At 40.1% G+C, this 13,025-nt stretch carries 8 protein-coding genes; all 8 read right to left on the reverse strand.

The genetic code is table 11. The annotated features are described in order from the left end of the window. Positions 1-5: 5 nt before the first annotated feature. Positions 6-2,789 (reverse strand): ATP-dependent DNA helicase DinG, encoded by a 2,784-nt coding sequence (dinG, locus tag KSU66_RS07775; RefSeq protein WP_269050855.1) that lies wholly within the window; start codon positions 2,787-2,789, stop codon positions 6-8. A gap of 379 nt (positions 2,790-3,168) precedes the next feature. After that, entirely contained in the window at positions 3,169-4,836 is a 1,668-nt protein-coding gene (locus tag KSU66_RS07780; RefSeq protein WP_269050856.1) for an SLC13 family permease, read from the reverse strand. Positions 4,837-4,974: 138 nt separating this feature from the next. Beyond that, a complete protein-coding gene (locus KSU66_RS07785; protein ID WP_269050857.1) occupies positions 4,975-5,691 on the reverse strand; it encodes a response regulator in 717 nt (238 codons plus the stop codon). Then, the gene (gene dcuS, locus KSU66_RS07790) at positions 5,688-7,289 is read right to left on the reverse strand and encodes a DcuS/MalK family sensor histidine kinase (RefSeq protein ID WP_269050858.1); all 1,602 of its coding nucleotides are present in this window, start codon (positions 7,287-7,289) and stop codon (positions 5,688-5,690) included. Before dcuS ends, KSU66_RS07785 begins: the two co-directional genes overlap by 4 nt. A 65-nt stretch (positions 7,290-7,354) precedes the next feature. After that, a complete protein-coding gene (locus tag KSU66_RS07795) occupies positions 7,355-7,867 on the reverse strand; it encodes an adenine phosphoribosyltransferase (RefSeq protein WP_269050859.1) in 513 nt (170 codons plus the stop codon). Further along, positions 7,864-10,206, reverse strand: coding sequence for a single-stranded-DNA-specific exonuclease RecJ (gene recJ, locus KSU66_RS07800; RefSeq protein WP_269050860.1), 2,343 nt, complete (start codon positions 10,204-10,206; stop codon positions 7,864-7,866). Before recJ ends, KSU66_RS07795 begins: the two co-directional genes overlap by 4 nt. A 124-nt stretch (positions 10,207-10,330) precedes the next feature. Then, positions 10,331-10,675: a LapA family protein gene (locus KSU66_RS07805; protein WP_269050861.1), complete on the reverse strand. Its 345-nt coding sequence runs from the start codon at positions 10,673-10,675 to the stop codon at positions 10,331-10,333. Between the two features lie 74 nt (positions 10,676-10,749). Then, positions 10,750-13,020 carry a protein translocase subunit SecDF gene (gene secDF / locus KSU66_RS07810; RefSeq protein ID WP_269050862.1) on the reverse strand — a complete coding sequence of 757 codons (2,271 nt, stop codon included), beginning with the start codon at positions 13,018-13,020 and terminating at the stop codon, positions 10,750-10,752. Positions 13,021-13,025: the final 5 nt, after the last annotated feature.

The raw sequence follows: 13,025 nt of genomic DNA on the forward strand, positions 1-13,025 counted from the left end.
CTTAGTCATACTTGTTTATTATAACAATTTTCAAGCTCGTTCACCATCACTTCAAGCGATACTTTTTTTACGGGCACTTTCGGTAGTGATTCTATAAAGCGAGAACCATACGATTTCGTCTCAATCCGTTTATCAAGTATGATGAAATATCCTTTGTCTGAAGATGTTCGGATCAGTCGACCAAAACCTTGCCTTAACCTCATTACCGCTTCTGGTAATGCATACTCAGCAAAAGGATTCAGACCTTGTTCTGTTAACTTTGCTGCTTTCGCCTTAAATATAGGGTCCGTTGGTGATGAAAAAGGCAGACGGACAACGATGACTGCAGTAAGTGCATCGCCAGGCACATCGACACCTTCCCAGAAGCTGTTCGTTCCAAACAGAACTGAATTATCGTATTGCCGGAACGATTTCAACAGCTTCATGCGGCTTCCGGATGTGATGCCTTGTGCGAAAATTGCATACTCATCCAACTGCTCGCTCTCCATAATTAGGTCATAGGTTTTTCGCAACATATCTTGTGAAGTAAATAGGACAAACAACCTTCCGCCTGTCGCCATAACGGTTTGAATAACTGTATCAGCAACTGCTTCAATATAATCCGGTTGGGAAACTTGTTGAATATCAGGCATATCGGCAACAATAAATATTTCCGCTCCTTCATAAAAATGAGCCGGAGCATCAAATGTTACTAATGGAACTGCCCCATCAAGTCCTAATTGGTTTGGAATGTATCTTAAATTATCCTTTATCGACAATGTTCCGGATGTCCAGACAATTCCTGTATTCTCCATTTTCATACGGTCTACTAACTTTGTAATAGTAGCAGTCCCATCTATTGGATGTTTAATAACTGACAGGCTTCCCGGAATACTCCGCCTATCCTTTTCGACCCAAACTGTAAACTCAGTCGCATCCAGATCTAAAAATATCTCAATCCATTCGCCGGCTTTAATTTTAATTTCACGAATCCAATAATTCCACTCTGAAAGAATAGCTTGCTCAGTAAGTGTCATATTTTCTTTATGAACAACTAATTGGTTCGTCAAGGCATCCGCTTTGTCTAGATAATCGGACATCGCTACGGCAACTTTTTCAAAATAGACTTCTGCATTTTTTAATCCTGCGAGTGAATAGATTTTACGATTTCCTTTTTGTTTATCTTTCAAAGGCGGATTGTGATAGGCAATACTTCCAACCGCTGCATCGAAGGTAGTCGTAAAGCTTTCAAATGACATGCCAAGATTTTCTTTAGTTCTACTCGTAGATGTACCGAACCGTGTACTAAGTTCAAATATTTGTTGTAGCAATTGGCCGTCCGTGTCTGAACCGACTTGCCCCATGACATATTTCCAATTCGTATAAGAAAAAACCGTCTGATTGAGTTGGGACGTAGTTTGCGCTAACTGGTGGGCTTCATCGACTACAAGACCCGCCAATGAATTAAATAACACTTGCCCCCGATTAAGATCGGCAAGCAACATCGAGTGATTCGTAATGATTAAGTTTGAATGTGAGCATTCATTTAGCAACACGCTATGGTAATCGGCGATTTGCTCGTCGGGTGCCATTACATTTGACTGCTTACGGATACGGTCAACAAACAGCTGACCTCCTCCAGAAACATTCAATTCATCTAAATCCCCGGAATTTGTCTCAGTAAGCCATACGAGAATTTGCATAATTGTAAGGGTTTCATCGTATGATTCGTCTGCAATTCTAAGCAATTCCTCTAGTTTTCCAAGAGAAATATACTTTTCCCTACCTTTTAACACTGTCGCTGTGATGTCCACACCTAACATCTTATTCAGTCTTTTAATTTCATCACTTTGGATTTTATCGGCAAGGTGATTCGTAAAAGTGCTTATAACAACGGGCTTTCCTGTTTCAATTGAACGGATAGCAGCGGGCAATAAATAAGCTACCGTTTTCCCTATTCCTGTTGGTACTTCCGCGATGACTTCAGATTCGCTTTCCAACGTTTCCCAAACCAAGTCCATAAATCTAAATTGTTGCTCCCTGCGTTCAAACCCAGGAAATCCGGTTTTGAATAACTTTGTTTTCACTTCGTCATCTGAAGGATAAATAAGTTCTTTGGAGTTCGTATATTCCGCCCTGCCGATTTTCCGATACGGTATCCCCCGAAAGTTTGAATATGCGTCACTGGTACCTTTCTTTCGTGCTACTTTCAATGCTTCGTGAAAAAGAGTTGACACATCCGTTTTTAACTGGAATGAACGGCGATGTAAAAGATTCAACGTATCTTCAGGTAGCAATTTAAGCTTTTCATAACATGCCAGAAAAAGATGTCCAGTTGCTTCCGCATCGTCATCAGCACGGTGCGCAGAAGGAAGCGGAATCCCAAGTTCTTCAGAAATATCTTGTAATCGGTAACTTGGTGAAGCCGGGAAAATAATTTTCGATAATTCGACTGTGTCCATTTTTTTACCCGTCCATAGCGGAATTCCACAACGGGCAAACTCTGCTTGGAGAAATGATAAATCAAAATCCGTATTATGGGCAATAAAAACAGTGCCTTCTAGATGGGCACTCACTTCTTTTGCTATATCCTCAAAATAAGGTGCATCCTCCACGTCTGCATCGGAAATAGACGTCAATTGACGGATGAATGCAGGAATTTTTTGACCCGGATTAACAAATCGGGCATACTTCTCCGCTATTTTCCCATTTTTTATAAATACGATTGCGATTTGAATAATCCGATCACCTTTAGCTGAGGAATGACCCGTCGTTTCCAAATCGACAACCGCATACGTCTTCGTATCCATTCAATCAACAACTTCCTGTTAGTAATGCTACTATAAATTGTACCACATTTTAACCCAACGCTTATACCAGAACGACTAAAAATGTACTACATCGCCATTTTAAATGAGAGATAGCGCTTAAGAAGTTTCGGGCCACCTATATAAGCTGAACTAAAGGATCCTCCTCACAACAACTCCCTCTTCCCCCTTGGCGCTAGGGGATGGCTCATTGCTTCGGCTACCCCAGTAGTCGCCTTGGCTGGAGATTACGTGTAAATCATAAGTTCAACCTATAATAAGTAGAAACGTTTCTTACTATATTAAAAAACCGAATACAAAGTAGCCAATGCTACTTTGTATTCGGCCTTTACCTGTTTCCAAAATATCGTTCTAGTGATGTTTACTTGATGAATTCTAACGGAACAACATGTAAATCGATTCCCCAGAAAAGTGGCAGTAAATAATAAGTAGCCATAATGATTAATACAAGTACAAATATATTAATGATAAATCCAACCCGAACCATTTCAATAATCCTTAGCTTTCCAGTACCAAATATAATTGCATTCGGCGGTGTTCCAACCGGCAACATGAATGCACAGTTTGCAGCCATTGCAGCGGGAACCATTAATGCGAACGGGTGAATATTCAATGATACTGCAAGAGCAGCCAAAACTGGCAGGATCATTGTCGCTGTCGCTGTATTCGATGTAAATTCCGTCAATACAAGAACAAGTAATGATGAAAGTGCGATAATTGCTATTAGATTTAAACTGTCAAAGAAAGTAAGTTGTGTTCCTATCCACTCAGATAATCCCGTTTGGCGGAAACCAGCCGCAATCGCAAGTCCACCTCCAAATAGTAGAAGAACACCCCATGGAATTTCTTTAGAATCTTTCCAATCAAGTATACGTGTTCCATATTTTTTCGAAGCAGGTATAACAAATAAAAGAGCCATCGAAATTATGGCAATCATTCCATCTTTTAAACCGGGAATAATAGAAATCCATATGAATTCGCGAGTGATCCACATGAAGGCTGCAAAAGCGAACACCGCAGCGACCACTTTTTCTTCGAATGATGTTTTCCCGAGTGCTTTGCGCTCATTCTGGATAACTTCTTGTCCTCCGGGTAATCCTTTTATACTCATTTTAAATGCAAATTTCCCTAAGTAAATCCATGTAAATAGAAGAAGTACAATAACAATTGGAACAGCTACCATCATCCAACCAGCAAATGATATTTCTACATCGAATAGCTGTTTAATTTGTGCCGCTAAAATAATATTGGGTGGTGTACCAATAAGTGTCCCTAGACCACCAATTGTTCCCGCATATCCAATCCCAAAGATTAGTGCTTTCTCGAATTTCGGCAAATCTCTTTCTTCGGGTCTGCCTTTTAATGCTGAAGCGACCTGCGCGGTAATTGCCAATCCCATTGGAATCATCATCATTACAGCTGCTGTATTCGATACCCACATGGAAAGAAATGCTGTTGCAACCATGAAACCTAGTAAAATCCGTTGGGTACTTGTACCGATGAATGCAATAATTGCCAAAGCCATTCGTCTATGCAAATTCCATTTTTCCATAGCAGTTGCGATGAAAAAACCACCTAAAAATAAGAAGATAATGTCATCGCCATATGCCGAAGTAACTGTATCTGCGTCCAACGCACCCGTTACCGGCAGTAAAAATATTGGCAATAGCGATGTAACCGGAATTGGAATGGCCTCTGTTATCCACCACGTTGCGACCCATAACGTTACCGCTAATACAGCTTTCGCTTCTGGACTCATTCCTTCAGGTGAAAAGAAAAACATTGTCAATACAAATAATAACGGACCAAGAATTAATCCAATCAGTTGTGCTTTTGAGTAAGCTTGTCTGTGCTCTTTATTTAATGGTTCCTGGGGCATTTGAGGAGCATCTTGACTAGCCCCCTTTGTATGAAGATTTTCTTTAACTACTTTACTATTTTTCTTATAGGCAAAGACATTTAACAAGTTTTTCGTTTGTCTATGTGAATGCCAAAGACCTTGCCATACATTTGTGGCCATTTCTCTCATGATTCATTCTCCTCCTTGAAAACGCTTTCACTTATTAGTGTTAACTATAAAGTTTGAAATGAAGGAAATATATCTTATATAACTAATCTAACCCTTTTGTAACTAAAAAAACAAAGGAAGAAGAATCCTTCCGTTGCTTTACTTTGTAATAAATGAATGAAGTATATCCATTTTTTCTATATTTATTTTGTACCTATGAAGCGGGCGTCCGGTTTCTTGATACACAACATCCACTACTAACAAGTTTATTTCAACTAAATGGTTTAAATATTTCCTCACGGAAACACGTGAAATTCCGGTTTCTTCCGCCAGTTCCGCAGCAGAGAACTTATTCTTTTCTCGATTAATAATTTGCTTAACAATACGGGAAAATGTAACGATTGTCATCCCTTTTGGGAGGTCAAACATATCTTTATCTGTTCTTTCTGGCATGAGAAGAAACGAATCAATTTCATCTTGACTAACTGTTAACGTACTTTTAAGCAATTGGAAATGGCGTTGAAATTGTAATAGGGCGTCTTGAAAACGTTCGAAACTAAACGGTTTAATAAGATAATCGACGGCACCGTATCGAAGAGCTATTTGGACGGACGCCTTGTCATTCGCTGCCGTAATAATAATCACATCCACGGGGTTTCTTTCATTTCTTAATTCTACTAAAAACTCTAATCCGGTAGTCGCTCCCATATAAACATCGAGAAGGATAAGATCCACCCGGTTTCGTTTTAAAAACATTTTTCCCTCTTCAACATTGCTAGCTAATCCCGAAACGTTAAAACCAGGAATACTTTTTAAGTAAATCGAATTAAATTTCGCTACCATCGGATCGTCTTCAATAATTAGTACGTCAATCATTCGGCTTCACCTTCATATGGAATTTTGACATGAAACTCCGCACCATATCCTTTTACCGAGGTAATTTCCAACGTACCTCCAAGGTCATCAAGTGCTTTCTTTGTGAGATATAAACCGTATCCCCGATTTTCACCTTTTGTGGATAATCCTTTTACAAATAATCCTTCATCATTTCCTAAAACTAAACCGTAACCATTATCTTTTAAACTAAAATGGAATTCATTGTCGATATAATTAATCGTCATTCGAATGCTTTTTTCTTCCTGATTATTTACTGCCTCATACGCATTGTCGCATAAATTACCAAGTATCGTGATTATTTTGTCCATTTGTTCGATTTTCCTTAAAATAGGCAATGGCTTCTCACCTGCAAGTTCAACATCAAAATTGGATTTTCGGAATTCATTAAGCTTATTTAATAAGTACCCAGCAATCACGGGATCTTTTACAATACGAAAAACAGATCCGCCTTCCTTTTGGTACGTATCGGAAAGGTAAGTCGTGTATTCATTCAGATCTTCATAGGACTTCGTGTGAACCATCGCTGAAATAACATGGAGCTTATTCATAAATTCATGGGATTGTGCTCTTAACGTTTCCGCATAAGCCTTTGCACCCGAAAGTTGTTCAATAAGTGAAGTGATTTCGGATTTATCCCTAAAAGTAACAAGTGCCCCTACAAGATGATTATTCGACACAACCGGGACTCTGTTGGCGATAATATCGATTCCATTCAACTTTTGCTCTTGATCATACACAAGCCTTTCATTTAACAACACGTCTTTTAACAGTGAGGGTGGTAAATAGGTTTGAACTTTTTGACCAATCGGATGTTCTGCTAACCCTGCCTGCTGAAAAAGATGAATTGCTGCTTGATTTGCGACAACAATTTCCTCCTTATCGTTAATCGCTACAATTCCCTCTCTTACAGATTCTAGCATTGCTTCGCGCTCGCGAAGCAGCTTAGCGATTTCCCTCGGTTCAAGACCAAATAATGTTTGTTTAACCCGTCTTGCCAAAAAGATAGCCCCAATAACGCCAATTAAAAGGCCAACACCAATTCCTATGTAACTCGTTTGCACACTTTGAAACACAGTCAACTGAATTTGGTCCAATAAAATACCTACAGCTACGACACCAACAATCTCATTGCCAGACCATACAGGCGCAAATGCTCGCATCGATTCGCCAAGTGTTCCTTGCGCTATCGAAGTATAACTTTCCCCTTCAAAAGCTCTATCTTCATCGTTGCCAACAAAATATTGACCGATTCGTTCTTCAACCGGATGGGATTGACGGATATGATCTTTGTTTATGACAACAATATATTCCACATTTGTATCGGCTTGAACCGCGCGAGTAAAAGATTGGATATCTTCTTTCGGACCCACTCCCGTTAAGCCGTCAATAACAAGTTTTGTATGACTAATTGTACTCGCCAAATCCATAACTTTTTCTGCTTGGTACTCCCTCGCGTTATCGGCTGATTTACTTCCTATCAAATAGCCCGTTACTGATAATGAGACAAGTACAACTGCGCAAACGAGAAGTGTTAGCCAAGTTCGGAGACTAATATGTATTTTTTTAAATACTTTCATATAATAACGCTCCTGTTTAACTTTTTTACAGAAAAGCCCCCTGCAGTTAAGCAGAGGACTATTTATTAATAAGTAATTAGAGCACGCATGTCGTAACCTTTTAGCTTTTCTTTTCCGTCTAAATAAGATAATTCAATGAGAAACGCACATCCCGCAACAATTCCACCAAGTTTTTCCACAAGTTCGATTGTCGCGCCTACCGTACCGCCCGTAGCCAGTAAGTCATCGACAATCAGTACGCGCTGTCCTGGTTTGATGGCGTCTTTATGGATTGAAAGTGTATCTTTCCCATATTCAAGATCATATTCTACGCTGATTGTTTCGCGTGGCAATTTACCCGGTTTACGAACAGGTGCAAAACCAACTTCAAGCGCATAAGCGACTGGACAGCCGATGATAAAGCCCCGTGCTTCCGGCCCCACAATAATGTCAGTTCCTACTTCATGAGCAAACTTAACAATCTCATCTGTTGCAAATTTATACGCTTTTCCATTATCCATTATAGTCGATATATCTTTGAAGCTAATACCTTCTTTCGGATAATCTGGAACGATTGTTACATAGTCTTTCAAATTCATTGTTGTTCCTCCTTATCGACAGCTTCGTTACGAAATGTATCGAACCATCTTTTCAATTCCATATAAGGTGCATAAAGCAGCCTTTCTTCAAGTTCCATTTGTTGCTCACGCTCTTTATATGCGGGAGCTTCTGCCAAATCACGTTTACCAGGTGCTTCGACAACAGATGCAAAACCATTTTCTATCTTAACAAATCCTAGCTCAGAAAACACCTTTGTCATGAAATAAACCGCATCATTTTTCCAACTTTTATGTTTCGTTAATTTTTCACCATTATTAACAAAGTCGAAACTACCTCGTGTTTTCAAGAAACTATAATACCATCCAAATTGTTCGCGCCCTGGTAAACCATCAAAGTATTTTGACTCAGGCACATAAAAATGTGCATATACACGGTCTGGATTTGCACTTCTCACGATCGTTTCCAACAAAGAGGAATCGTTTGGTATATCAAGAAAAACGATATTATCGGCATCTATCATTTCATCTTTACCGTATTCATACATAAATATATCATTTATCGATGGCTTAAAATATGCTTTTGTCTTTTCTTGAAATGCGATAAATACCGTGCGGTTTTTCGGAATCGTATGCAACCATCTCGATGGTTCATGGATACCACGTAAATCAAATAACTGCCATTCATCGGACCTAATATCACTGATTAATAATTGTGGTTTTTTATTGCCATTCCACTCATTCACTTGCAAATCGCCCGCAACGGATAAATTTGCGCCCGGCGTTATATGATCCGCAATTTGGCCGATACCAAAGCCAATTGCATCCAACGTATCCCCACCATTTGCTAACTCAAGCTTCAGATGATTTTTCGCGGCACCGATTTTGCGCACCGATTTTGCGGACAAGTTTTCCAACATATAAACCGGTTTTACAAACCCCATTCCGAAAGGACGCAGTAATTCAAGTGATTCAAGTACCTCAACATCAATCTCATCAATCGTAAGTGGAATATCAATGCCTAGCGAAGGTCTTAACATTTCATCGGTTAAAATACTTTCGGCTTGAAGGTTCAAATTTGTGCGCAACGCCTGAATATCCGTAATGTTTAATGACATACCCGCGGCCATTGGATGTCCTCCGAAATGTGGAAGAATATGTGCATTTTTGGTAAGTTCTGCATGCATATTAAATCCTTCGATACTTCTCGCGGAACCTTTTGCTATACCTGTTTCTGGATTGACCGAAAGAATAATCGAAGGACGATAATATTTTTCTGTTAAGCGTGAGGCTACAATGCCTACAACGCCAGAGTTCCAGCCTTCATGTGCAATGACGTAGACAAGTGGAATCGTATCGCCATACATTCCCGCAATCATTTCTTCTGCCTCTTCGGTCATTTTAGATACAATTGCCTGTCTTTCTTTATTTAAATTATCCAGCTCTTTCGCCAGACCCGTAGCAACTGTTACATCCATCGTCTTCAATAAATCAACCGCGGGCGACGCATCGCCTAAGCGCCCTACGGCATTAATGCGTGGGGCAATCATGAAACCGATTGACTCTTCCGTAAGACCCGATTGTTCGACTCCTGCAACCCTTGCAAGCGCTTGTATTGCGGGTCTCTTTGACGTACGCATTCTTTTAATGCCTTCTTTGACAAAATAACGGTTTTCATCGCGTAACGGAACGAGATCCGCAACTGTACCAATTGCAACAAGTTCCAAAAGCTCTAAAGGCGCCTCACCAAGAAGGGCACTGGCAAGTTTAAAAGCGACACCGACACCTGCAAGTTCATCAAATGGGTACGTTCCTTTAGGATGCCGCGGATGAATAATTGCATCCGCTTCCGGCCACTGTTCGCCCGCTTCGTGATGGTCTGTAATAATTACGGACATCCCGAGTGTTTTGGCAAAAGCCACTTCATCGACACCAGAAACGCCATTGTCGACCGTAATGAGTAAAGAAGCCCCTTTTTCATATATTTCCTGGAAAAGGTCTTTATTCGGACCATATCCGTGTTCAAATCGATCCGGTATCACAAAGAATACGTCTGCACCAAGTTGTTCCAAAACCGTCATTAGCACAGTGATACTTGTTACTCCGTCGGCATCGTAGTCTCCGTAGATAGCTATTTTCTTATCGCTTTGTATTGCTTTGTGAATTAATGCAACTGCGTTTTCCATATCATATAGTAAATATGGATCATGAATAGATGATTCATCCATATGTAAAAAAGATTTCGCTGCCTTCGGGTCTGTTATTCCCCTTGAAGTTAATATCTTTGCGTGAACCGTCGGGATGCCTAATTCCGCTGTTAACAAGTTCACAATTTGTTCATTCGGTCTTTTAATCGACCACTTTTTCATTGATTCAATCAAAACTTTCACATCCTCTTATTCATTATAACGGAAGGCTGGTCGTTCTTAAAGCGACGACCTACTACACAATGGAAACCCATAAAAAACACCGTCTCCGGAAATGAATCCGTAACGGTGCATCTTGTTAGTTCGAACTATCTTCGACTTGAATTTTTTTCGATAACGTCTTACTCGAAACCTTTTGGAGTTCGGCAAGTTCATTTTGTTGGCCTGCAATTAATATTTCCTTTTCGGTGTTTTCTTTTAGTAATTCTTTAATGCGACGACCCGATTGTATCCCTTTAAACATTGCAATAAACATACTAATTGCTGCACCTAACAAAGCTGAACATAAAATAATAAGGACAAGTGGCCACTCGGCTTTTCCAAAAACATAGTTGACTTGCACCGCGTCGACATTCACAACAGCAAATACGGCAATGATAACTGCAAACAAAAGCCCTAATACCAATTCCCACTGAACCTTCATTGGACATTCTCCTTTCCAGCATAAAAAAACAGGGTATATGTAATTATACCCCGTTCGATATTAGAGTGAAACTTTTATACAACCGGTTCGTCTGAACCCCATTGTTTTTTCGTTTCATCTACTTTAATTGCACCTTTTTTGTTGATTTCGCGTTTTTTCAAATCAAACCAAATTTGGGCAGAAATGAAAATCGAAGAATACGTTCCTGCAATGAGTCCAATCAGAAGAGCGATTGAGAACGTCTGAATCGATTCTGCTCCGAGTAACATCAATGCTACGACAACAAAAACAACTGTAAGTACAGTATTCACGGAACGTCCAAGTGTCTGACGCAACGACTTGTTCACGATATCTGCAAGTTCTGCTACATTATCAATCCGTCCGCGATGATTAATATTTTCACGTATACGGTCAAATGTGACAATCGTGTCGTTGATGGAGTAACCAACAATCGTAAGTACCGCAGCGATAAATGTAATATCGACTTCTAGGCGCAAAATACTAAATATAGCTACCATGAAGAACACGTCGTGAAGCAGTCCAATAATCGTGGCGACGCCCATCCGCCATTCGAAACGGAAAGCAACATAGATTATGATGCCGAGCATGGCGTAAAGCAATGCAGAAATTGCATTTTTCGCAAGTTCTTTACCAACCGTAGGTGAAACCGTTGATATATTCGGGTCTACACCATATTCTTTTGCAATATCCGATTTGAATTTATTTACTTCTCCTTGTTTAAAGTCGTTTTTATAGCGAATGACACCCATATTACCCGTGTCACCTGAAATGACGATGTCATCTGATGGATGTCCAATTTCCTCAAGGTATTTAGTAATATCTTCACTTGCCACTGGATGATCAGCGAGGATTTCAACACGTGTACCGCTGGAGAAGTCGATACCTAGATTTAATTTAAAAATACCGAGCACAACAACACCCGTAATTAGCAATACTGCCGAAATCGTATAAAATCTTTTTCTTGTCCCAACAAAATCCAAACGGTCAAATTTCGTTGTCAGTTCTAATGTTTCAATTTCATCTTCAATAGGATGCACTTTGCTTTTCGAAATACCGAACCATCCCGTTTTTCCATCAAGCAAGCCACTATTGACTAGCAATCCTAAAAGTAAACGTGATCCCCATACAGCGGTCAAAAAGCTGACAAGAATACTGATGATGAGTATGAGGGCGAATCCTTTAACGGAACTTGTCCCGAAAATGAATAGAACAACCGCTGCAAGCAGTGTTGTGATATTCGCATCAAGAATTGCAGTAAACGATGACTTCGCCCCTGCTACGAACGACGTCTTCACAGATTTCCCAACACGCAATTCTTCACGTATTCGTTCATACATTAAAATATTTGCATCGACAGCCATACCAACCCCGAGCATAAGTGCCGCAATACCTGGCAGTGTTAGCACACCATTAATGAGCGTGAACACAAGTACAACTAGGAAAATATAAACCGATAACGTAACAACTGCTATTAAACCTGGCAGTCGGTAATATAACAGCATGAACACAAAAATAAGTGCGATACCGATAATTCCCGCATTGACCGTCTTGTTCAACGCTTGTTCACCGAATTGAGCCCCGACTGATGTCGAATAGACTTCTTCAAGGTGAACAGGCAATGCACCCGCATTCAAAATTCCTTTTAGCTGCTTCGTTTCTTCTACGGTGAATGAACCTGAAATTTGTACCGTTGATGAATGTATTGGATATTGAACATTCGGTGCTGAAACAAATTTCGGATCTGGTTTTAGTACTTCGGCTGCGAATGAGTCGACACCCTCCTCAAAATCAAGCCAAATAACTAATTGGTTATTCGGAGCCATTTGAGAAACTTCTGTCGTTATTTCACCAAACTTGTCCGCTTCTTTCATTTCTAAAGTGACAATAGGATATCCTTTGTCATCGAAATCCGCTTTTGCCTTTCCTTCTTTCAAATCAGTCCCATCGAGAAGTAAACGATCATTCACGTCTCTAAACGTAAGGTTTGCCTGAGTGGAAAGCAGTTCCCGTGCAGACTCTTGATTTTCTACTCCGGCAAGTTGGACACGAATTCGGTTACCCGATTCCACTTGGATATTCGGTTCACTGACTCCGAGCGCGTCAACCCGATTTGTCAGGGCATCTGCTGTATCTTTAACATCGGATTCCGTAATTTCCGGTCCATCTTTTTTAAGTGGTTTGACTTGATAAAGAACTTCAAATCCACCTTGTAAGTCAAGCCCCAGTTTTACAGTTTTTAATATAGGATTTGCTGTTGTTCCAATCGTCGCTCCAAATATGACGAGTAAAAGCAAGAACGATAGTATCCGTCCTCTTGTTTTCATAATAA

The organism is Sporosarcina sp. G11-34, from assembly GCF_026931025.1.

Coding starts and splice junctions, on each gene's coding strand:
- dinG (WP_269050855.1), bottom strand. CDS start 2,789: ATGGATACGAAGACGTATGCGGTTGTCGATTTGGAAACGACGGGTCAT.
- KSU66_RS07780 (WP_269050856.1), bottom strand. CDS start 4,836: ATGAGAGAAATGGCCACAAATGTATGGCAAGGTCTTTGGCATTCACAT.
- KSU66_RS07785 (WP_269050857.1), bottom strand. CDS start 5,691: ATGATTGACGTACTAATTATTGAAGACGATCCGATGGTAGCGAAATTT.
- dcuS (WP_269050858.1), bottom strand. CDS start 7,289: ATGAAAGTATTTAAAAAAATACATATTAGTCTCCGAACTTGGCTAACA.
- KSU66_RS07795 (WP_269050859.1), bottom strand. CDS start 7,867: ATGAATTTGAAAGACTATGTAACAATCGTTCCAGATTATCCGAAAGAA.
- KSU66_RS07805 (WP_269050861.1), bottom strand. CDS start 10,675: ATGAAGGTTCAGTGGGAATTGGTATTAGGGCTTTTGTTTGCAGTTATC.
- secDF (WP_269050862.1), bottom strand. CDS start 13,020: ATGAAAACAAGAGGACGGATACTATCGTTCTTGCTTTTACTCGTCATA.